Source organism: Streptomyces sp. NPDC054847, from assembly GCF_053610925.1.
The window spans coordinates 15,638-38,347 of sequence record NZ_JBSGZJ010000016.1; the positions used below are offsets into that span (position 1 = coordinate 15,638).

The 22,710-nt window shown below is 70.0% G+C and carries 14 protein-coding genes and 1 pseudogene; 10 read left to right on the top strand and 5 right to left on the bottom strand.

Translation table 11 applies throughout. The annotated features are described in order from the left end of the window. Nucleotides 1–12 precede the first annotated feature (12 nt). Together ACWGH4_RS03780 and ACWGH4_RS03785 are read left to right on the top strand one after the other, a co-directional pair. Nucleotides 13–1,350 carry an MFS transporter gene (locus tag ACWGH4_RS03780; RefSeq protein ID WP_453455167.1) on the top strand — a complete coding sequence of 446 codons (1,338 nt, stop codon included), beginning with the start codon at nucleotides 13–15 and terminating at the stop codon, nucleotides 1,348–1,350. 204 nt (nucleotides 1,351–1,554) lie between these two features. Beyond that, nucleotides 1,555–3,444, top strand: a complete 1,890-nt coding sequence (locus ACWGH4_RS03785; RefSeq protein ID WP_453455170.1) for an ATP-binding cassette domain-containing protein — start codon at nucleotides 1,555–1,557, stop codon at nucleotides 3,442–3,444. 115 nt (nucleotides 3,445–3,559) lie between these two features. Here ACWGH4_RS03785 and ACWGH4_RS03790 read toward each other — a convergent pair whose 3' ends face one another. Beyond that, the gene (locus ACWGH4_RS03790) at nucleotides 3,560–3,802 is read right to left on the bottom strand and encodes a hypothetical protein (protein WP_453455173.1); all 243 of its coding nucleotides are present in this window, start codon (nucleotides 3,800–3,802) and stop codon (nucleotides 3,560–3,562) included. A 97-nt stretch (nucleotides 3,803–3,899) separates the two neighbouring features. After that, the gene (locus tag ACWGH4_RS03795; RefSeq protein ID WP_453455177.1) at nucleotides 3,900–4,238 is read right to left on the bottom strand and encodes a hypothetical protein; all 339 of its coding nucleotides are present in this window, start codon (nucleotides 4,236–4,238) and stop codon (nucleotides 3,900–3,902) included. A 279-nt stretch (nucleotides 4,239–4,517) separates the two neighbouring features. Between ACWGH4_RS03795 and ACWGH4_RS03800 the strand changes: the two are divergent. The 3 genes and pseudogenes from ACWGH4_RS03800 to ACWGH4_RS03810 form a co-directional block, all read left to right on the top strand. Then, nucleotides 4,518–4,661: pseudogene (locus tag ACWGH4_RS03800) on the top strand (IS5 family transposase); the annotation flags it as partial. 596 nt (nucleotides 4,662–5,257) lie between these two features. Further along, nucleotides 5,258–6,841: a GMC family oxidoreductase gene (locus ACWGH4_RS03805; RefSeq protein ID WP_453455180.1), complete on the top strand. Its 1,584-nt coding sequence runs from the start codon at nucleotides 5,258–5,260 to the stop codon at nucleotides 6,839–6,841. Between the two features lie 331 nt (nucleotides 6,842–7,172). Continuing rightward, complete coding sequence (locus ACWGH4_RS03810) at nucleotides 7,173–7,931, top strand: acetyltransferase (protein ID WP_453455183.1); 759 nt, start codon at nucleotides 7,173–7,175, stop codon at nucleotides 7,929–7,931. Here the strand turns inward: ACWGH4_RS03810 and ACWGH4_RS03815 are convergent. After that, nucleotides 7,909–8,898 carry a translation initiation factor 2 gene (locus ACWGH4_RS03815; protein ID WP_453455186.1) on the bottom strand — a complete coding sequence of 330 codons (990 nt, stop codon included), beginning with the start codon at nucleotides 8,896–8,898 and terminating at the stop codon, nucleotides 7,909–7,911. The two genes, ACWGH4_RS03810 and ACWGH4_RS03815, sit on opposite strands and share 23 nt — an antisense overlap. A gap of 60 nt (nucleotides 8,899–8,958) precedes the next feature. On the opposite strand from ACWGH4_RS03815, the gene ACWGH4_RS03820 reads away from it, so the two are divergent. The 3 genes from ACWGH4_RS03820 to ACWGH4_RS03830 are packed head-to-tail and all read left to right on the top strand — an operon-like array spanning nucleotide 8,959 to nucleotide 16,846. After that, nucleotides 8,959–13,506 carry a peptidase C14 caspase catalytic subunit p20 gene (locus tag ACWGH4_RS03820; protein WP_453455188.1) on the top strand — a complete coding sequence of 1,516 codons (4,548 nt, stop codon included), beginning with the start codon at nucleotides 8,959–8,961 and terminating at the stop codon, nucleotides 13,504–13,506. Further along, nucleotides 13,507–14,889, top strand: a complete 1,383-nt coding sequence (locus ACWGH4_RS03825) for a hypothetical protein (protein ID WP_453455191.1) — start codon at nucleotides 13,507–13,509, stop codon at nucleotides 14,887–14,889. 13 nt (nucleotides 14,890–14,902) lie between these two features. Continuing rightward, a complete protein-coding gene (locus ACWGH4_RS03830; RefSeq protein ID WP_453455194.1) occupies nucleotides 14,903–16,846 on the top strand; it encodes a pentapeptide repeat-containing protein in 1,944 nt (647 codons plus the stop codon). A gap of 63 nt (nucleotides 16,847–16,909) precedes the next feature. Here ACWGH4_RS03830 and ACWGH4_RS03835 read toward each other — a convergent pair whose 3' ends face one another. Further along, nucleotides 16,910–18,829 carry a hypothetical protein gene (locus ACWGH4_RS03835; protein WP_453455197.1) on the bottom strand — a complete coding sequence of 640 codons (1,920 nt, stop codon included), beginning with the start codon at nucleotides 18,827–18,829 and terminating at the stop codon, nucleotides 16,910–16,912. 207 nt (nucleotides 18,830–19,036) lie between these two features. Then, on the bottom strand, nucleotides 19,037–19,933 hold the full coding sequence (locus tag ACWGH4_RS03840) for a LysR family transcriptional regulator (protein ID WP_453455200.1): 897 nt from the start codon (nucleotides 19,931–19,933) through the stop codon (nucleotides 19,037–19,039). Nucleotides 19,934–20,144: 211 nt separating this feature from the next. Here ACWGH4_RS03840 and ACWGH4_RS03845 point away from each other — a divergent pair, with 211 nt between their 5' ends. Continuing rightward, a complete protein-coding gene (locus tag ACWGH4_RS03845) occupies nucleotides 20,145–21,023 on the top strand; it encodes a carbon-nitrogen hydrolase family protein (protein WP_453455203.1) in 879 nt (292 codons plus the stop codon). After that, nucleotides 21,020–22,390 carry an APC family permease gene (locus tag ACWGH4_RS03850; RefSeq protein WP_453455209.1) on the top strand — a complete coding sequence of 457 codons (1,371 nt, stop codon included), beginning with the start codon at nucleotides 21,020–21,022 and terminating at the stop codon, nucleotides 22,388–22,390. The genes ACWGH4_RS03845 and ACWGH4_RS03850 overlap by 4 nt, the downstream gene beginning before the upstream one ends. Nucleotides 22,391–22,710: the final 320 nt, after the last annotated feature.

Here is a 22,710-nt window from a genome sequence, read left to right on the forward strand (position 1 = left end):
AGCATCTGTACGGTGACCACCTCGCAGACGCACAACCGGACCGCCCGGACCGACCCGTCGGCCGCCCCTCCCCCGTTGTGGGACCGGCGCTTCACGCTCTACTTCACCGCCCGCACGGTCTCGCTGTTCGGCGACGCGATGATGCCCGTGGCCACCGCGCTCGCCGTCGGGGCGCTGTACGGGGTTTCCGGCGTCGGCCTCGTCCTCGGCACCTGGACCGGGACGTTCGTCCTCCTGGTCCTGTTCGGCGGGGTGCTGGCCGACCGGTTCGGCGCGCGCCGGATGATGGTCGGCGCGGACCTCGTCCGGGTGCTCACCCAGGGAGTGCTGGCTGCCGCGTTCTTCGCCGGCACGCCGCCGTTCTGGCTGCTGGTGACCATGGCGGCGCTGGCCGGTGCGGCCGTCGCGATGTTCCTGCCGGGAGTGAACGGGATGGTCCCGCTGGTCGCCCGCGAGCCGCAACGGGCCAATGCCACGCTCAAGGTGGCCGACGCGCTCGCCCATCTGCTCGGCCCGGCCTTGGCGGGCACGCTGATCGCCCTGACCAGCGCCGGGACCGTGTACGCGATCGATGCCGGCACCTTCCTGCTCAGCGCTCTGTGCCTGGCCCTCATCCGGCTCGCCCCGGCCGGCGTGCCCACGGACACCCCGGTCGGCGCCGACTCCTCTGCCCGCACCGGCAGTTCACTCCTTCGCGACCTGCGCCAGGGCTGGCAGGAGTTCCGCGCACGTACCTGGATGTGGGCCGTGATCCTGATCTGGGTGGTCTACGGCGTGCTGGTCTTCGGCCCGCTGGTTCCACTCAGCTCGACACTGGTCGGCGCCCGGCTCGGGCCGAACGCCTACGGCCTGGCGGTCTCCTTCCTCGGCGTCGGAACCGTGGTGGGCGGCCTGCTGGCACTGCGGCTGCGCCCGGCCCGGCCGCTGGCCGCAGGCGCGGCGGCGATGGCGCTGTACACCGTGCTGCCGCTCTGCGTGGCGCTGGACGCCGGCCTGCCGGTACTGCTGGCGGGCCATGTGCTCGGCGGCGGCGCCATGGCGTTCTGGTCGGTGATGTGGGCGACCAGCGTGCAGACCCACACCCCGCCCGCGGTGCTCAACCGGGTCACCGCGTACGAGCAGGCCGGCTCGGTGTCCGGGATCGCGCTCGGCCAGATACTGGCGGGGCCGGCCACCGCGCTGGCCTCCCCGGGGCGGCTGCTGCTGGTGTCGGCGGGCGTCTGCCTGGCGGGCTGCGTGGCGCTGTTCGCGACCCGGGCGATCCGCACACTCCGCCGCGCCGCACCGGCGGACGGCGGCAGGCCCGAGGCGCCGGGCGCCCCGGAAGAAGAACCGCCCGGCACTGGCTGACGCCGCGTGGAGACTCGGCGTTTCGGCCACCCGCCCCGGGAGGACACCCCGGGCACGGCACGGGTCGGTGCATCGGCCATGCTCCGCATCTCCCGCAGTCATACGGATTTCGTCGCGTCTGAAACACGTGTGTTCGAAATTCCGCCCCCTGTCGTTGACCCCGCGACAGCACCCGATCGACCAACCGACATCCAGGGGGACCAGTTGACCTCGGCCGACACTCACAGCAGACAGAACGCCGCCCCTCCCCCACCGCCACCGGCCGAGATCACGTACAGCGGCCAGTACTCGGTGAACCCGCTCGGCAAAGCGTCCTTGCGGAAGATGGGCGCCCGGATTCCCGCAGTACTGCGACGGATCGCCCGGATGTCCTGGGGCATCGACCGCCGGGCGGTTCAACTGCTGGTGGCCTGCCAGGTGGTGACAGGCGTGGCCGCGGCGATCCTGCTGGCCGCGACCGCCCGGGCGATGGAACCGATCCTCGGCACCGGTGCCGTGAGCGAACGACTGCGCACGGCGCTGCCGGCGCTCGTGGTCGTGGCCGTTGCCGCCGCGTTCGCCCGCGGTGCGGTTGCCGTGGCCACCTATGCCGAACGGCGGATCACCCCCAAGCTCACTACCCGGACGGACGTCGCCCTGGTCGAGGCGGTCTGCCGGGTCGAGGCGTCGGCGTACGCGGTGGACGGGTTCGCGGACCGGCAGGAAGCCGCTGAGATGGGAGTGCTCCGCACCCATGTGATGGTCACCGACGCCCAACGCTTCATGTCGGCCCTGATCCGCATGATCAGTGCCGGAAGCGTCCTGTCCGTACTCAACGTCCTTATGCTGCCGCTGCTGCTGCTCGCCGTCCTGCCGGCCGGGGTCGGCGCCGTCCTCAGCGCCCGCGTCGACTACGAAATCCACTACGCGAACGTCGCCGACCGCAACGTGCGCGGCATGATGCGCTGGTGGTCGACCACCCCCAAGTACGGCGACGAGGTCCGGGCCAACGGCATGACGGACTACCTCCTGTTCTGGTACCGCTCCCTGTCCGAACGGTGCGACCGGCGAACTCTTTCCGCTGCCCCGCGGACCCTCCGCATCGCCCTGCTCTCCTCACTGGCCGGCGGCGTATTCCTCGTCGCGACGTGGGCCGCACTCGCCTGGCTGGCCGTGACCGGCCGGATCGAGCTCGCCATCGCCGCGACCGCGGTCGTCGCGGTCCAGACGACGCTCGCGGCCCTGTCCCAGGTCGTCATCAACGGCGCCGCCGTCTTCCACACCAGTCTCTACCTCACTGACATGCAGACATTCCTCGACGATGCCGGCGCGAGGGCGCCCAGGCGCGGCAACGTGACGATCAGCCCGCCCGTGGAGGAGATCCGCCTCGAGGAGGTCGTCTACCAGTACCCCGGCAAGGAGCAGCCGGCCGTCGACGGCGTCTCCCTGACCTTGAGGCGGGGGCAGATTCTCGCGATCGTCGGAGTCAACGGCTCCGGGAAGTCGACCCTGACGCGTCTGATCACAGGCATCTACCTGGCCGACAAGGGCCGTGTCAGCTGGAACGGCTCGGACCTGGCCGAGGTCGACCCGGCCACCGTCTGGAACGCCACCGGCCTGGTCCCGCAGATCTTCGCGCAGTGGCCGTTGCGCGTCCGCGAGAACGTCACCCTCGGCCAGCCCCGCACTCTCGACGACGGGCCCGTGTGGGAAGCCGTCGACGCGGTCGGCATGCGAGAGGCCATTGACGACCTGTCGGCCGGCCTGGACACCCTCCTCGCCCGCGAGATCTTCGGAGGCGCGGAACTGTCCGGAGGCCAGTGGCAGAGGCTGGCCTGCTCCAGGGCCCTGTACCGCCGCCCGGCGCTGCTGATCCTGGACGAGCCGACCTCACAGATGGACCCGCGCGGGGAACACCAGATCTTCGAGGAGATCAAGGCCATCGCCGGCGACCGCATCACGATCGTTGTCACCCACCGGCTCGAAAACACCAAGGTGGCCGACCACATCGTGGTCATGGAACACGGCCGCATCACCGAACAGGGCCACTATGACGACCTCGTCAACGCAGGCGGGACCTTCGCGGAGCTCCTGGAACTCTCCCAGGACCGCTAGGTGTTCCGTACAGGGAGCTCGACGCCGGCCCGCCGGGACCGGACGAAGCCGTACCCGCCGAGGACAGCGTGCACGTCGGTGATTCCGAGGGGGTGCCAATGCCGGCGTACTTCGCTCAGAATCCGGTCACCTGCGGTCGCTCGTTGCGATCTGTGGATTTACGGGCTGACTCTCGGTGATGAGCGCGTCGTGTCCACGTCACGGACGTCAGCTCCGTGCTGCGGCCCGCCTGGGTGGTGAAGCCCATCACCACGACGCTCACGCGGCCGACCGCGAGGGCTCGCCGGACGCCTTGCACATCCCTGGCCTGGAAGCGCAGGTGGGCGCCGAACGCGTCCGCCGCGACCACCGTGGTCATGACCGTTCCCGCCGGGGGTGGCCCGGTGCCGGCACCGGGCCGCCCAGCAGCAGTTGCTCATCCTCGCCGTGCAGCCAGCGACCCGTCGGCACCTGGTTCAGGCACGGCCTACCGCGGTACCGCAAGACTGGTTGCCGATGGAGATGTTGAGCTTGACCGTGTATCCCTCCGGGATGTCGCCACTGCCGTCCGGAGTACCGAGGTTGAAGGTTTCGTACGACTCGCCCGTAGACAGGTTGTCGACGTCTACACGCGTGCCCGATTTGTCATAGACGAGCACCTGTGCAGTTGCGAGGAGGCCGTCCTGGCGCTGGTCCTCGACCGCGAGAACCTCACCGTAGGGGTTGAAGCTTGCGATGGCGTTGCGAGTTGAATTGCCTACCTCGTACAGCATGGCCGAGGCACCCTCGCCATCGGAATCCTTGGGACTGTACACGTGGCTCGAAAGGCTACAGCTCCAGCCGACGGCGTGCGCCGTCGACGCCGGGCCGAAGACCACTGCCGACGCGGCCGCGACGCAGGCCAGCGGTATCCATCGCCTGACACTTCGTGTCCTCAAGGGGAACTCCTCCTTCTGTCCGCACTACCGTGAATCGGTGCGCCACAGCACCTTCCACGCAGACGGTTGGGTTGAGACCGCCATCCATCCAGTGGCGCCATCGTGTGCGCCCAACCATGTACAGACCTTGCAAGAACCTTGAATGACCCCCCGTGGGTCGAGCGGACCTTCGGCTGGCTGATGAACCACCGCCGCCTTGCCGGCGAGTACGAAACTCATCCGCACCGTTCCGGAGCGATGATCCGCCCCGAGGTGATCGACCTGATGACCCGCCGACTCACCCGCGGCCACATCGCCTGACCACACACATCGCACTCCACCGACGGATCCTCACACGCCAGCACGGGTCCACCCCTGGCTCGCGCCCGTTACCAAACACCCCAGCCAGGACGAAACGCTCTTTCAGGGCAGCGAGTCCACGAGGTTGCGCGCGCCGCGATCGCCTTCATGACCCTCATGCGAACCATCGCCTGGACAGGTTCGACGGACGTGTCCAAAACGAAGGCATACAAGGCGATGGGGCTCTCCGGCGTGCCCTGTCTCGTGTTCAGGGCGGTCTGTACGAATCTCTCCTGGACCCTCAAAGTGGACCTGGGCCGGGAGCTCGACCACATGGACGCCCAAAAGCTGCACCACCCTCGAACCGGTGCTTGAGGATCCATACATGGAGTGGGTGCCGTACATGGACCTGAGCTCGAGCTATCTCCACCTGGGGATCACCACGGTCCCTCACGATTCGCCCGCCTCTCGCGCGTCCTCGAACCGGACGCGCTCATCTCGGCACCGGGGGCGTCACCGAGCTCCCCGGGCGTAGCAGCACGACTGGATCGCGCGCCATCCGGTGCGCGTCCACGCATCTTCGTTCGTGACCACGCACTCTTCATTCAAGGGACGGGATGAGCATGTACGACTACGTCATCGTCGGCGCCGGATCCGCGGGCTGCGTGCTCGCGGCGCGACTGTCGGAGGATCCCGAGGTACGGGTGGCCCTGATCGAGGCCGGCGGCCCCGACACGGCGCAAGAGATCCATATCCCGGCCGCCTTCCCGCAGTTGTTCAAGTCCGGACTCGACTGGGACCTCGACTCCGAACCGGAGCCGAGCATCGGAGGCCGGCGGACCTACCTGCCCCGGGGCAAGGTGTTCGGCGGCTGCAGCTCGATCAACGCGATGATCTACATCCGGGGCAACCGCAATGACTACGACAGTTGGGCCGCGGCCGGGGCCACCGGCTGGTCGTACGACGACGTGCTGCCGTACTTCCGGCGTGCTGAGGACAACCAGCGCGGCGAGGACGCCTTCCATGGCGTGGGCGGGCCGCTGACGGTCAGCGACGGCAGGTCCGGCCATCCGCTCCCCTCCGCCTTCGTGCAGGCCGCCGAGCAGGCGGGACACAAGACGAACGACGACTTCAACGGCGAGACGCAGTTCGGCGTCGGGCGCTACCAGCTCACACAACGCGGCGGCATGCGATGCAGCACGGCCGTCGCCTACCTGCACCCCGCCTTTGAACGGCCGAACCTCACCGTGCTCCCCTGGGCCCGCGCCCACCGCGTGGTCATCGAGGGCGGCCGGGCGACGGGTGTGGAGGTGGAACGGGGCGGCAGCGGCGGTGCCGTCGAAGTCGTGCGCGCAACGCGCGAGGTGATCCTGTCCGCAGGTGCCTACGAGTCCCCGAAGCTGCTGATGCTTTCCGGGATCGGGCCCGCGGCCACCCTGTCCGCCTTCGGCATCGACGTCGTCCGCGATCTGCCGGTCGGACAGGGCCTGCAGGACCACTACATGACGCTGCTGAACTTCCGCACCGACCTCGAGTCGCTGATCAGCGCTGCGAGCCCGGACAACGCCGCGCTGCTGCAGAACGAGGGACGCGGCCCGCTGACCTCCAACATCGGCGAGGCCGGCGGCTTCTTCCGCAGCCGCGAGGAACTGGACGCCCCGGACCTGCAGTTCCACGCCGCTCCCGTGCTCTTCCACCAGGATGGGCTCGGAGCGGCCTCCGAACACGGCTTCGCCTTCGGCCCGTGCGTACTCGCCCCGACCAGCCGCGGCGCGGTCACGCTGCGCTCACCGCGCCCGGACGTCGCCCCCCGGATCGTGCACAACTACCTGTCGACGGCGGAGGACCGGGAGTCCATCGTCGCCGGCATCCGGATCGCCCTGGAGATCGCGGCGCAGAAGGCGGTTGCCGACATCGTCACGGGACCGTACGACCTGCCGGCCTCGGACTCCGACACGGAACTCCTCGCCTGGGCGCAGCGGTCCGGACAGACCTTGTACCATCCGACGTCGACCTGTGCCATTGGCACGGTGGTCGACCCCGAACTGCGCGTGCTCGACGTGCCGGGCCTGCGGGTCGTCGACGCCTCGGTGTTCCCGGCGGTGCCCCGCGGCAACACCAACGCACCCACGATCATGGCCGCGGAGAAGGCCGCCGACCTCATCAAGGCAGCCAACGGCGCCGAGGGAATCGCGCCGTGACACCGTCCGGACGGAGGTCGATCGGCCTCTGTGCCGACAGTGCCGCCGATTCTGGGGCCCCGTGACACGCTCCCACTGACAACGCAGTCGACACATCGCAGCGGGAAGAGCCCGCGAAACCGTCCAATCACACCCGCCGACTGGCCCCCTGGAAGCCGGCATGCCGGGTCCGCTGAGCACCGTCAGGGCCGGCAGTTCGGACTCGCCCCCCATCAGCCGATCCACCCACGGCGCGATGGCCGAAAGGCCGCCGTTGCGTCAGCTCCTACGCATACCCCGACAAGTACGGCGGGCAGAGTCGTCCAATACGACAGCCGCGAGGGGGAGCTGGATGTCACACGGCGTCAGGCTGGCACGGCAACGACGGGACCGTGACCTCCGCATACGTCACCGCGCCGGGCCGCCCTCCCCGAAGGATCTGCTGATCATCGGGGCGGGCGGGATGGGCCGTGCTCTCGCATCGATGTGCGCCCAGGACGCCGACGAGGCGGGCACACGACGGTGGCGGGTACGGGGCTTCATCGACGAGGACAGGGAACTCCACGGCACCCGGATCGACGGCCTGCCGGTCCTCGGCGGGCTGGAGGCCGTCGGCCGCTGCCCGAGCGCGGATCTGGTGATCTCGATCTGCCATGTCGACCATCAGGGCGCACGCCGCAGGATCGTTCAGGCACTGGGACTCCCGCCGCACCGGTACCCGACGATCGTTCACCGCACAGCAGTGGTTGATCCCAGTTGCACCGTGGGACACGGCACGGTGCTGATGCCGATGGTGTGTGTCCTGCCGGGCGTGACGATCGGCGATCACGTGATCGTCCGGCCGCACACCATGATGGCGGCTGACGTCGTGGTCCGGGATTACGGCACCGTCGCGGCCCAGGTGTTCCTCGGGCGGCATGCTGTGGTGGAGGACAACGCCTACGTCGGTGCGGGTACGAAGGTCAGGGAGTACGCCTCCGTGGGGTCATCGTCCGTCGTCGGCATGGGGTCGCTCGTCCTCGGCCACGTTCCTCCGGGGGAGATGTGGGCGGGAACCCCCCTGAGACGTCTCGCCCCGGCCTCCCGGCTCACAGATCGCGGTCCGACATGACCTTCTGCTCGGCCTGCTCCACAGCGAACCGCCCGGCCGGGTCACCGCCGGCGCGCTCCACGGCACCGCGTACCAGGGCAAGATAAAAGAGGGTCGGCGCGCAGGGCGTCCACCGCTCCTCCGGCTCGTCCGCGATGAAGCCGAACACCGACTCCGGGTCCGCGTCCACGAACTCGAACCGGTCGTGCTCCCATTTGTCGGTGACACCTCGCGTCCAGCGAAGACGCAGCGTCGGCTCGTCGAGCTCGGGCACCACCGCGCGGAAGAACGCCGCCCACTGGTGGTTGACCAGATCGAGCCCGAACCCGAGCAGTTCAACCTGGGTCTTGTCCCCGTCATGCACGGCGAGCTCCTCGAAGAGGGCGCGGCGCGCCACCGCGTGCAGGCTGATTGGGCTGCCGTCCCGAGGCAGGTCGTGCTGCCGGGCCAGGCCCTCGTTGGCGGAGGAGTTCCACCGCGCGCTGTTCGGACCGGCAACCTGGGCGCTGCGCCGGGAGAACAGCATCTTGCCGTCCTTGCCGGTCTCCAGCGCCACGTTGACGCCGAAGCTGCAGTTCATCCAGGAGGGCGCGTCGGCCGGGTCGCCACCCTCCAGATACTGCTCGCGCAGGGTGAAGCCGTTCTTCTGCCGCCGGTCGAGGTTGAGCGAGGTGGTGAGGAAGTCGAAGTAGTCGGCATCCCTCATGGTGAGGGACACCACGGGCTCCTCGGCCAGATGCGTACGGGTGACCACGACCCGCTCGACCGCGAACCGCGCGTTGTTCCACCGGTGCGGCAGCCCTCCGGCCTCCTTGCGCTCCTCCTCCGCCTCGATGGACCGCCGCCAGGCGGCGATCTCCTCGGGGAACCGCACACGCTCCGGCCTGTACTTGACGTGGACGTTCTCCTCATCGATCGGCCGGGTCCCGTCACCCTCGAAGAGATGACAGCCTGTTGCCCGGCCAACCACGGTGAATCTGTCTCGCATCGCCAACTCCACTGGTAAATAAGCTGTGGTGGACACTTACGGGGGGGTGCTGTCGATCTCATGGTACGAAGCGACACGTACAACCGGCTGGCGTTACTGAAAGCCGAGCGGCGATCCTCTTCCCTGGTGGGCACGATCGCCGTACCGGAGTACCTCCACCCGGACGAGGAAGAGCGGCAGCGGCTGCGCCGCCCGCAGCTGGAAGAGGTCCGTGACCGCTTCACCGAGACCGCGCGGGAGAAGCTGGGGTTCGGGGAGGCCCTCCGGGCCGACCGGAGCGGTGCGACCCGGCAGCGTCTATGGGCCGGGCTGGAGGAATTCGTGGCCGCCGGCGCCCAGCGGAAGATCCTCTACTGGACGGGGCACGGCGTCCAGCGCGGCGACAAGGGCTACTTCCTCGCCTGCGCCGACTCCTGGCAGTCGGGCGAGTTCGACCCCGCTCGGGCCGTCTCCGTGCCGGAGCTGGTGGGTCTCCTGCTGCGCCCGGAGTACGAGACGGACGCCCTGCTGATAGTCGACGCCTGCTCGTCGCAGAGCTACAACTCCCTGGGCGAGGCGGTGCGGCACGCCGTGGAGCTGGAGCGGGCTCCCGCGGTGATCCGAGCGCGGGAGAGCCGTCGGAAGGGCTTCGCCGTCATCGGCACCTCGGGGGCGGACGCGCAGGTGCCGGCGGGCCGCTGGGTGACGTGGCTGGAGGAAGCGCTGGCGAAGCCGGACTTCGTGGCGGACGACCAGGCCCGCCCGTTCGAGCCGTCCGCGCTGTATCTGCCGCTACCGTATCTCTGCCGTGCCGTGGACGCGCGGGCCGCGGACGACGGTCTCGACGACCCGGCGCAGCGGCCGGACTGCCGGGAGGTCCGGGCACTTCCCAACAACTTCCTCGACAATCCCTACTACCGCCAGTCCGATCTGCCGGTGTACACGCCGGCCGTGCTGACGCGGCGGAAGCCGTGGATCGAGGCCGAGCAGTTCGGTCTCGAGGAGAACAGTCATCTCAGCCGCCACTTCGCTGGGCGGCGGGATGTGCTGAGCCGAACGGTGCGCTGGATGGACACCCACCCGAGGGGGCTGCTCGCGGTGACGGGCCTGGCCGGCACGGGGAAGACCGCGCTGCTCGGCCGACTGGCACTCACCTCCCTTCCGAGCTGGCGGGAGACCCTCGGTCCGGACCTCGACCCCGCGACGCTGCCCCGGGCGGGAACCGTCCACGCGGCGCTGAGCTGCCGGGGGCAGTCCGCCCATTCTCTGGCCGAGCATCTGCGAGAGGTACTGGCGGACATCGACGGTGCGCCGCCGCTGCCGGAGGAGCCGGTGACATCGGAGAAGTTCACCATCGCCTTCGAGAAGTTGGTGGGCCGGGCCGGTTCGGTGAACCTGCTCTTCGACGCGCTCGACGAGGCGCTCCCGGACCAGGCATACGCGATCGCCCGGCACCTCCTGAACCCCCTGGCGGCCACGCCCGGTGTCCGGGTGATCGTCGGTACCCGGACGCAGCCCCGCCGGCGTACCACCGCGCCCACGGAAGAGGAGTCGCTCCTGGACACCCTGGAACTCAGCGTCGAACCCGTGGTCCTCGGGGACGACGAGGAGGCGCGCGCGAGCATCACCGGCATGGTGCGGTCCGTACTGGACACCGAGCACTCCCCGTACCGGGGTGCCGCGCGGCGGGAGGACCGCGACTGGACGGCCGAGATCGTCGCGGCGCGGAGTCACGGCTCGTTCCTGGTGGCCCGGTTGGTCGCGACCCGGCTCGCCCGGCGGACCACGGTCGCCACCGAGGCCGAACTACAGGCATGGCTGCGTAACGGCGGTACGGACCTGCGCACCCGCTTGGCGGAGGAGACGCGCTACCTGAGCGAGCAGCCCGGCGCAGAGCGCGCCCACGAGGTGCTGCGGGCGCTGGCAGTGGTCCAGGGCCCCGGGCTGACCCCCGACGCGACCTGGCTGACGCTCGCCAACGCACTGCGCAAGGCGGACTCATTGGAGCTCACGCCGGAAGATCTGCGACAGGTGTGCCGGAGCGCCGACGGCGGCATCGTCGCCACCCAGAAGGACGGCACGCCGCAGACAGCCGGGCGGGCCCGCTATCAGCTGGCCCATCCGAGTTACGGCGAGTTCTTCCTCTCCGACGCCGGACTGACCACCCGGGAGGCACACCGCAGGGTGCTCGACGCGCTGCGCGCCCGCGCCGGCGGCGGCGACTGGAGCGGCGCCGACGAGTACACCCTCGAATACCTGGGCGCCCACGCCGCCCAGGTGGGACCGGAAGCCCTGCGACAGCTCTTCGAGGACGTGGGCTTCCTGCTGCGTACGGACCCCGATGTCATGCTGCCGCTCGCGGCGGGTCTGGCCAGGGACTGCGACGGCGCAGCGTTGTACGGCAGGGTCGCGGGCTCGTTCCCCCGCGCGTTCCGTCCGCTGCCGGCGTCGGTTCTGCTGGAGCGCAAGGCCCTGCTCAGCGCCACCGCCTTCGTCAGCCACCGCGACGCGACGTACCGGACGCTGCGCCGCACCGACGGCTTCCTCCCCTGGCAGGAGTACTGGACCGATGTCCCGCCGGACCCTCCGGAGTGGCGGCGCGCGGCGCCTTCGGGCGGCGCGCGGGCGCTGAGCTGGCGCGCCGGGACCGGAGCGACGGGGCTGACCCACACGGACACCCTGACCGCCGGCGGACTGGCGGAGATCCAGGTCCTGCACCCGGAGTCGGGCGCCCGGTTGCTGACCCGCCGGCTCCCCCGGACCGGCGGGGAGCGCGGACGCCCGCTCAGCGAGGTGCGTGAGGTGGGCGCGGGAGCCCGCTGGGCCACCATCGCCCGGGACGACCGGGCCGTGTACTTCTGGCGCGCGGGGACCCGGCTGCCCGATCAGGAGTACCGGTGGGGCGGCAGCCTGCGCGCGCTGTCGGTGGCCGAGATGGAGGGCGAGAGCGTGGCCCTGGCGGCCGACGGGGACCGGGTTTGGCTGTGGTCCTGGAAGGATTACAGCCATTTGGACACCCAGCTGAGAGTGGTCCTGACGGCGGATGTGCGGCAGCTCGCGGCCCTCACCCTGGGCACGCGGATGTTCGTTCTGGCGGCGGGCGCCGAGCGGGTGGAGCTGTTCGAAGTCAGCCGCGACCGCAACGGGGTGAACGGTCTGCACGCCTGCGGGACCGATCCCGGCGCGACCCTGGCGGCGCCTGCGATGGCCGCCGCGGCGTTCGCGGTCTCGCCGCGGGAGGGCTTTCTCGCCGTGGCCGACGGGACCGCCGTATACGTCTGGCGGCTGGTACCGGGCCCCGAGCCGGTCGTGGAAGAGGTGGCGACGTACCTGTCGAACGCGCGCGGCCTGTCCTTCGGGCGGCACGGCGATGAAGTGCTGCTCGCCGGATACGAGGAAGTGGCCGTCCGGATATGGTCCGTAGGGCGGTCCGGGCGCGAGGCCACGCTCGTTCTGAACGCCCCCCGCGAGGGCGCCGTCGCGTTCGAGCCGGGCGGTCAGGGACTGCTCGCGGTCGCCGACGGCCCGTACATCCGGGTGGTCGACGTGGTCCCCGCGCTGGAGACCGGTTACGGGATCCAGCGGCGGCCGAACGACGAGCGTCCGGTCCTTGCCCTGGCCGGCGCACCGGACGGTCCGCCGCTGCTGTGCCGCGCCTGGCACGACCGGATCCGGGTCTCCCGGCCGGAGCAGGGGGATCCGGCCGCCCTGCCGGCCACGGAACTCGCCCACGAGGGGCGCGTGGTGACAGCGGTGGCCGCGGTGCGGGCGGCAGGCGGCTGGACGGTGGCCGCCGCGGCCGTCCGGCAGATGGCCCCCGCGACCGGCCGGACGGTGGCTGCCGAGGACGGCCGGATCGTACGGCTGTGGCGGCTCGACGACAGCCTGTCGGTCATCGCCCACCGGGACATCCCGCTCGGCGGTGTCGCAGGCCAACCGGTCCGCGCGCTGAGCCTGGTCGGCGGTCCGGACGCCGGGACGCTGCGCTTGAGCGTGGCCGACGGTTGGCGGCTGGTACGCCACGAGGTCCCGGCCGATGTGTCTTCCTCCGGGATCGCGCTGCGCGAGCTCCGGCCCGACAGCGGGTTCTGCGGGTTCGACACGAGGGTCCTCCGGGACGGTTCGTACTGGATGGCCGGTGATCTGAGTGACCAACTGCGGGTGTGGACCGAGGGCGAGCACGGCATCGAGCAGCGCGTCCTGCTCACGGCAGACCCCTCCTGCCTCGCCCTCGGGGAGCTGTACGACGACGAGGACGACGTCTCGATGCCCATGCTGGCCTGGGCGGACCACGGCAGCGTGTACGTCAAGGACTGCTCCGGCGACGGGAGTATCCCCCCGGAGCGACTGCCGGGGGACTATCCCGAGGTGACGTCCCTGGTGTTCGCGGGCCCCGTGGAGCGGCCCGTGCTGCTGCTCTGCATGCCGGAGGCGGTGTCGCCCGCGTGGGACGTCTGGTCCCGGGAATGGCTGGCCGGGCCGGGGATTCCCACGCGAGGGTACGGCGTGCATGCCGTGCGTACCGCGATGGACCCGGAGGGTCTGGTGATGGCGTTGCAGGGGGAGGACCGTTGCGATCTGATCCGGCTGCCGCACACGTTCTTCGGCGCCGGGACAGGGGGAGAGTGAATGGAACACGATCTGGTGGTTTTCGTCCCAGGGTTTCTGGGGACCCGGCTGTGCCGGGACGGCCGGGACCTCTGGGCGAGTTGCGGTGAACGGCTGATCGGCTCGTCGGCCGCGGCGCTCGCCGAAGTGGCCCTCCCGCCGGGGCTGGGGGACGCGCCACCCGAGGGACCTTTCCGGCTGGACGCCGACACCCTGCTGGAGGTCCCGGACTCCGTGCCCGGGCTGCTGTCCTGCATGGGCTATCCCGATATCCGTGCCGCCCTCGGCGACCCGCTCGACGTGCAGTTCGTGCCGTTCGGTTACGACTGGCGGCTGTCCCACCGACTGGTGGCCCGGCAGCTGAAGGCGCGGGTGGCGCGCGAGCTCGACCGGTGGCGGGCCCAGGTCGACACGTACTACCCGGACCGGACCGACGATCCGCGCGTCATTCTCGTCTGCCATGCGACGGGCGGTCTGATCGGGCGGCACTACCTGGAGTGCGAGGACGGCCGGGAGACCGCCCGGACCCTGGTCACCCTCGGCACCCCGCAGCAGGGTCTGGTCCAGGCTGCCCGGCTGCTGGCCGGTCATGCGGTCCCCGGCGACGCAGGCCCCGGCGCGGACGCGGCCGCCCGGCTGAACGAGGCGCTGCGCGAGTGGGCGCTCACCCTGCCCGCGGTCGCCGAACTGCTGCCGGGGTACCCCGCCGTGCGGGTCGAGGGAAAGAGCCGCGAACGGCAGATCACCGACAACCGCTACCCGGTTCCCGGGCTGCCGGGCGACGCCGTCCGCGAGGCAGTGGCCTTCCGGGAGGAGTTCCGCTCGGCCTGCGACGAGCACCGGCGCCTCGGCCCCCTCCCGTACACCGTGCACTGTCTCGGCAGCGTCGACTTCCCGAGCCCCGAGGCGCTCATGCTCTCCTCCGACGGGTCATGGATCACCAACAGTCTGCTGGGGAGCGGCGACGGGACGGTGCCACGCCGGTCGGCCGTCGCGGACTGGACCGGCACGGATCCCATGCTGTGGACCGGCTTCCGGAACGCGGACCTGGCGAGCGGTCCCGCGCTCCGGGACGCGATGCTCGCGATCCGCGCGGGCCGCGCGCCCACCGGCACACTCGCCGGTGAGGAGGGCATCGTCCTGCACTTCCCCCGGGACCCGGTCGCCGCCGGCCGTCCGTTCGTGATCGAGCTGCTGGGGCACGACCTCCTGCGACGCAACCTGCGGACATTCAGGTGGCGTTCAGGCCATACCGACAAGCAATCCGTCGTCTTCCAGCAGTACGAGCCCGACCGCTATCGGGCCGAACTGGAAGCCACCACCCCCGGGCGCTGGGTGGTCGAGGCACTGGTCGACCGGCCGAAGGGGCGTGACCGGAGGGACGTGACGGTGGTGGCGGTATGAGACGGGAGCTGGAATGACCGGAACCGACGCCCCCGCGTGGCCGCAGTGCGGACACCTCGCCAGGGGGGAACGCTGCCGGGGGCGCAGAGTGGGCTCGTACACGGTCTGTCTGGCGCATCTGGACAGCGCCGAACGGGCCGCCCATCTGGCCTCGCTGACCCCCGGCGCCGACCTCGACCACCGGGGCACACCCTTCACCCAGAGCCTGCTCGACGAACTCCTCGCACCGCTCAGGGATCCGGGGAGCCGGCGAGCGCGGGTGGGGGACGCATCGTTCGACGAGGTGCGATTCACCGGAGATGCGGAGTTCGAGGGGATCGACTTCGGCGGCTTCTGCTCCTTCGCGTCGGCCGTGTTCGACGGGGGTGTGTACGTCCGTGAGGTACATGCCGGGGGTGATTTCCGCCTCGGTGCGGCGCAGGTCGCGGGAGATGTGTGGCTCGATGACACCGAAGTGGGCGGTGATGCCTGGTTCTACGAGGTTCGGATCAAGGGCACATTGCGGTTCTGTGTCCGCGAGGTCGGCCGCGGTGCGATGTTCAAGGGCATGACGTGCGGGAATGCCTACTTCTCGGGTGTCCGGGTGCGTGGCGTCGCCTCCTTCGACGGGGCGGTCATCGACGGGGAAGCCGCCTTCGACGGCGCGGTCTTCGAGGACGGTGCCGACTTCGAGAGGATCCGGATCACCGGCCGGGCCTGTTTCGACGGTACGCATTTTCACCGGGGCAGAGCATGCTTCAACGGGGCGGACATCGGCGGGGACATGCCGTTCGCCGAGGCTCACTTCGCTGCGGAAGCCACGTTCGACGGGGCCGCGATCGGTGGTGACCTGTCGTTCTCCGGGGCCCGGTTGGAGGCCGGCGTGGGTTTCCGGCGGGCGGTGTTCCGGCGTACCGCCCGGATCGGCCCGCTGGTCTGCCCAAGGACGGTGGACTTCTCCGACGCCGTGTTCGAGGCCGCGGTGACGCTGGAGGCCGCCGCGCGGGAGGTGCACTGTCGGCGGACGCGCTGGGCGTCCACCGCCGCGCTGCGGCTGCGGTACGCCAGGGTGGATCTGACCGACGCCGTGGTGGAGTTCCCGGTGACCGTCGTCGGCCGGCCCCGCCGGTTCGTCTCGCCGGAGGGTGAGGTGATCGCCGAACCGGGGCTCACCGATGACCGGGTGCGTGTCACCTCGGTCAAGGGCGTGGACGCCGCGTATCTGGTGCTGGCCGACGTCGACCTGACCGGCTGTCTTTTCGTGGAGACTGTCCACCTGGACCAGTTGCGGCTCGAAGGCGGCTGCATCCTGTCGCCGCCACCCGGCGGGCTGCGCTGGATACGCCGCCGGACCCTCGCCGAGGAGCACCACTGGCGGGCGACCCGGTACGGCGATGGCTGGACGCCCGCACCGCCGGGCGTCGAGACGCATGAACCCGCCGTGCTCGCGCCGGTCTACCGGCAGCTCCGCAAGGCGCTCGAGGACGGCCGGAACGAACCGGGCGCGGCCGACTTCTACTACGGCGAGATGGAGATGCGCCGCCACGACGCCACGGCGTCCCGCGGTGAGCGGACGCTGCTGCGGCTGTACTGGGCACTCTCCGGATACGGCCTGCGCGCCACGCGTGCCCTGGCCTGGCTGGTCCTGGCGATGACGGCCACCGTGTGCGCGCTGATGCTGTGGGGGCTGCCTCAGGCCGACCCGGACCCGGTCAGTGCGGGGACCACCGACGGCCGCCGAATAGCTCTGACGACCAGGAAGCCGGCACCCGTCAACCCGGAAGGGCCGTACACAAGGCGTCTGTCGACCGCGCGGTTCGAGAAGTCCGTGAGGGTGGTGGTCAATTCGGTGATCTTCCGGGCTTCCGGGCAGGATCTGACCACCACCGGGACGTACGTCGAGATGACTGCCCGCCTCGTCGAGCCGGCTCTGCTCGGGCTTGCCATCCTCGCCGTGCGCAGCCGCGTGAAGCGATGACGTGTCGCGGTCCTCGCCGGGCAGGCCGTCACGTCGGATCAGTGTGCGATCACCGCCTCAGTGTCAATCGTCACGGACGGGACTGTCCTTTGAAGCGAAGCCGCCTGGGTGCGTCATTGCTTGATCGACCCCGCCCCGGTGACGCACCCAGGCGCGCTCCTGCCCGTCGGTTGTGGGCATGGGCGCCAGCTTGTCGGCCTCGGCGACGGCGGCGCTCCAGCTGAACTCGTTGTTGTCGCTGAAGTAGTAGTAGGTGGCGCCGTTCGGCATCATCGCGACGGTGATGCCGCCGTATCCGGACATGAATGGTACGTAGAAGGGTCTGGTGTAGGCGGGGTTGTCGGCGGAGGTGAACTCGCGGCCCCAGAAGCCGTTCTGGTACTTCATGGGCTTGGTGCCGGTGGTGGTCATGCCCCGGGCCTCTGGTGCGCGTTGCATGGTGACCGCGAGCAGTGCCGGGTCGAGTATCTGCGTGCCGTCGACGGTGCCGTGGTCGTTGTTGAGGAATTTCGCGAACCGGGCGACGGAGTCCTGCGTCCAGAACATGCCGTAGCCGCCGAAGGGTGCCCCGCCGGGGCTGTTGTCGGTGCGGGAGGAGACGAGGGAGTCGGGCCCGATGCCGATGGGTTCGAGCACGTCGTCGCGGAGCATGTCGAAGATGTCAGCGTCCGAACCGGTCTTTTCCTGCAGGTAGTTGTTCATCGCGCGGGTGGCGAGGAAAGTGTCCGAGGTGTGGTAGACCCACTTGCTGCCGGGGGTGCCCTTACGGGGAAAGGACAGAGCCAGTCGCATCTTGTCGCTGTAGGGCTCGGATGCGAAGAAGTTCGCCATGGTGCGGCCCGCCTCGTCTGTCTCATAGCCGGGCGAGGTGTAGTTCCCGGTGGCCATGTCGAGGGTGTGGTCGAGGGTGACGCCACGCCAAGCACTGTTGCCGGCGGTCTCGGGGATCCGGACGGAAAGCTTCTCCTGGGCCACGGCCGGGCCGTATCGCTGCGCCAGACGCAGCATGGCTGTTCCCGCGAACGCCGACTTCGCCGTCGAGTACGAGGGCAGAAGCATCTGGCCGCAGAACGGGTACTCCCCTTGCCGGGTCCGGCAGTTGCCCACGTAGTGGACTCCGCCGAAGTAGAAGCCGAAGGTGCTCAGCGCGGACGGCGTGATGCCGGAGACGAACTTCGAGACATCCACCCCACTTCCCGGGTGGTCGGTCGCCAGCGCCGAGATGGGCTTGGTCGGGAGCCGGCCACCCACTTCGGAGGCGTACGCATCGAGCAGATTCTCGGCGCCGTCGACGGGACCGGGCCGGTAGTCGGCCGGTACCTGGCCCCACATGTCGAACTGGAAGTAGGCGCAGGTCTCCGTCGTTATCTGGTAGCGGACCTCGGACACCGATGTGGCGTCGAAAAGGAAGGTGAGGGCGCCGTTGTGCACACAGTTCGCGTTCCGCTCGATCAGCGCGAACGGCAGTGAGGCGCGGGTGCGTCGGCCGTCGCCGTCCTCGTTCCACGCACGGCCGGGACCCACCGCCAGGTTCCATGCCTGATTCCCCGTGTACTGCAGCCCGCGCTCGGCCGGGATGAGGTGACTGCCGTTCTGCACGAGGGCGATGTCGATCGGCGGCAGGTGGCGGGTTGCTGCTGCGTCTCCGTATCCGTGCGGGTCCTTCAGTGAGCGGAATCCGCCGGCGGTGGAGAGGCCATCGAGGGCGAGGGTGCCTTCGAAGCTGTGGGTGGGTGGCGCCGCTTGCGCCGGCAGGGCGAAGGCGCTGTCGGGCACGGTGTCCTCGGCGGTACCCCCGGCGAGGTGGCCGGCGGTGAGTTCGGTCCGGTTCACCGCACCGCTTCCGGTGAGCGGATCACCCGGTACCGGTGCGGTTTCGGCGGGCGCCGCCATCGTCGGTGGCGGGACGGCGAACAGCCCCGCGAGCAAGGCGGCGACGGCGGCGGCACGGCGTAGCCGTCGGGCATGGAACGGTCTCGGCATGGTCCGAGGTCCTCTCGGGCTGGCAGCTGATGCGGGATATCGCCGCATGGTGGGGTGCACCGGGGCCACCGTCCAATGCCTGCCCGGTCTGGTCAGGCTGCCTGCCAGGCATACCTCCAGCTCTCCTTGGCCTGTCGGTCGTCGGGTCGGCGTGCGGTCACGCCTCGCGTCGTGGTGAGGGCCGTGGTCTGTAGTCGTCGCTGCGGTTCATAGGCGGGCGGCGACCTGTGGCCCGTACCGCTCGACACAAAAACGTGACAACCCGGCCGCGAATGCCTCGATGCTGCGCAGCGCATAGTGGCCGGCGTCCCACGCCGCGTGCAGGTGGATCTGCAGCGGTTCGCCCGTGCTGTCGAGGATCAGCAGCGGGTGCAGGTCGAAGCGGGGATCGTCGGAGACCACCGCGACACCATGGCCCGAAGCCGCCATGGCCTGTGCGACGTGCGGGGTGTCGCATTCGAGCACGATGTCGTACGAGGCTTCCGCATCCTGCACGGCGTGGTCCAGGATGCGGCGGGTGCCGTGCGCCGGGGTGAGGACGATCAGGGGCTCTGCGGCAAGTTCGCCGATGGTGACGCGGTCCCGGTCCGCCCAGGCATGGTCGGCCCGGACGTAGGCCCACAGCGGCAGGCGGGCCACCGGGAGCCCGGCGAAACGGCGCCTCGGAGGTGCCGAGGAGATGGCTACATCGGCGCCCCTCGCAAGGGCCTGGTACGCATGTGCCGGACTCTCCGCCTGCACGGTGACGAGTGGATCCTCCGGCCCCCAGGTGGCCAGGAACGGCGCGATCACGTCGGTGATGGTGGTGGGCGGCGCCGCCACGGTGATCCGCATGGCCCGACCGGCAGCCAGCGCGCCGACTGCGGCCTCGGCGGTGTCCGCGCGGGCGACCAGGTCGCGGGCCAGGGGAAGGAAGCGCCGGCCGGCCGCCGTCAGGACCATCTGCTTGCCGCTGCGGTCGAAGAGTGTCATCCCCAAGCCCCCTTCCAGGCCGCGCAGTTGGCGCGACAGCGAGGGCTGGGCGACGCGGACCACCTCGGCAGCCTTGGTGACGGAACCGGTCTCCACGATGGTCAGGAAGTAGCGCAGCACTCGGAGTTCCATGGCGGTGGCCCCTCAGGAGACGGAGGAGGCATGACACCTTCATGCCTCAAAGGCATGGTAATCAACCCTTACAAGTATTTGAAGCTATGGCTGACTGGCTGCATTCTTGTCCCACCCTCGGCCCGCCCTCCGGAGTCTCTGGCCGTCGGTGCCCGAATCTCCGTCGACTTCTCCTCGTAGAGCCCTCCCTTCGATTGGCTGGTGTTCCCGCATGGCCCGCCCCCTGCCCCTGATCCTCGCCCAGGCGCCCGGCCGCCCGGCCGACGACCTCGAAGGCTTTGCCGCCGACGTGGAGCGGCGCGTGAGACTGCGCGCACCCGGCGCCCTCGTCGTCTACCCCGAACTGCACCTCGGCGAGAGCGCCCCCGGCGTCCCGGCCGCCCCGGACAAGGGGGCCGAGCCGCTCGACGGCAAACGTGATGCGGCCTTCGCCGAGCTCGCGGGGGATCTGGGCATCTGGCTGGTACCCGGCAGCGTCTACGAGCGAGGCACCGGCGACCGTGTCCACAACACGACACCGGTCTATTCACCACGGGGTGAGCGCCTCGCCGCGTACCGCAAGATCTGCCCGTGGCGCCCGTACGAGACGACCACACCCGGCAACCGGTTCGAGGTCGTCGACCTCGCCGGGGTCGGCCGCATCGGACTGTCCATCTGCTACGACACCTGGTTCCCGGAGATCTCCCGCCATCTGGCCTGGATGGGCGCAGAGTTGATCGTCAACGTGGTCCGCACGTCGACGAGCGACCGCGCGCAGGAAGTCGTCCTCAGCCGCGCCAACGCCATCACCAATCAGGTCTTCGTCGCCAGCGTCAATTCCGCTGCCCCATCCGGGATCGGCCGCAGCCTCGTCATCGATCCACAGGGCACGGTGCGCGCCGAAACCGTCGATGCCGGCGACTGCACCCTCACCGACGTGATCGACCTCGACGAGGTCAGCAACGTCCGCCGCTACGGCACCGCCGGTCTCAACCGGATCTGGGGCCAATTCCGCCCCGGCGACCCAGCCCTCGAGCTCCCGCTGTACGGGGGCCGCATCGATCCCGCCACCTGGAACGCCGCCCACACCACCGAGGAGCCACCACGATGAACAGCCGGACAACTGGGAACACCATGAGACTGAAGGGCGACCTGAGCCTCTTCTCCGTCGTCCTGTTCGGCCTGGCCTACATCTCCCCCGGCATTGTCGTCACGATCTTCGGCGTGGTCGCCGCCACCAGCGGCGGCGTGGCCCCGACCGCGTTCGCCGTCGCCACCCTCGCGATGCTGCTCACCGGGCTGAGTTACGCGAGGATGGCGCGCGCCGTGCCCGGCTCGGGATCGGTCTACACCTACGCCCGCAAGATGCTCGACAGCCGCATCGGTTTCCTGTCCGGCTGGGCGATGCTGCTCGACTACTTCTTCATCCCGATGGTCGGCTGGCTGATCACGGCGATCTACTTCAACGCCCAGTTCCCTGACATACCCAAGTGGGTCTGGCTGATCGTCTCGGTGGGCATCACCACCGCCGTCAACGTCTTCGGCATGAAGCTCGCGGACCGCGTCAACAAGGTCCTGATGTTCATCGCTCTGGGGTCGCTGGTCCTCTTCGCCACCCTGTGTGTCGTCTTCCTCGGCAAGCACGGCTCCTCCGCCCCCGCCACGGACGCCCTGTGGAACTCCGGCACTTCGATCGGCGCGGTCACGGCGGCCGCCGCCATCGCCGCGTACTCCTTCCTCGGCTTCGACGCCGTCTCCACGCTGGGCGAGGAGGCCAGGGGCGGGGCGAGGACGATCGGCCGCGGCATCATCGGCTGCGTCATCGCCGCCGGAGCGATCTTCATCGTGCTGTCCTTCGTGATGCAACTGGTCCACCCCGGCGCGAAGTTCGCCGACATCGACGCGGCCGCCTACCACCTGAAGGTCCAGGTCGGCGGCGAGACGTACGCCGAGATCATCAACTTCGTCACCATCGCCGGATCCATCGCCTCCTGCATCGCCCTGCAAGCCTCCGCCGCCCGCCTCATGTACGTCATGGGACGCGACGGCGCACTGCCCAAGGCCGTCTTCGGCAACCTGTCGGGGAAGACCGGCACGCCCGTCTTGAACCTGCTGCTGACCGCGGCCGCCGGTGTCATCGCCATGAAACTCGACCTGACCACGGCCACGTCGTTCATCAACTTCGGCGCGTTCCTCGGCTTCGCTCTGGTGAACGTCTGCGTGATCGCCCACCTGGTCCGAGAGCGCAGACTCGGCCGCACCCCCAACTTCTTCTCGTACCTGGTGATGCCGGCCATCGGCGCAGGCGTTTCCCTCTACCTGCTCACGAGGCTCGGTGACGTCGCACTCCAGATCGGCGGCGTATGGCTGGCGATCGGCGTCGTCTATCTGGCCGTTCTGACCAAGGGTTTCCGCCGGCCCGCACCGGAGATGACCTTCGACGACGACCCCGCGGCCACGGACAGAGTCACCGCGTAGCTCCCTTCTCTCGCTCGGGCTCGTCGGGCGGTGTCGCGACGCCGTCACCGGCCGGTGAGGCGCGGCCGCACCCCCTCCGAGCTGCCCGTTGCCCTGCGTCCAGGGCCGGCTGCCACGAAGTCGACGAAGGAAGGCGCATCCATCAGCTCGCACACGGCGGAGCGGATGGTGCGGCGGCGGCTCAGACCAGCCGCGTAGCCCTCCTCCCGAGGGCGCTGCAGCTGCGGGCCGCCGGCCCCGATCCCTGGGCACTTCAACCGGCACGCCACGGCCCCATCCGGCCGCGCGGACGGCGGCACCGGCCCAGCAGAACTCAGGGC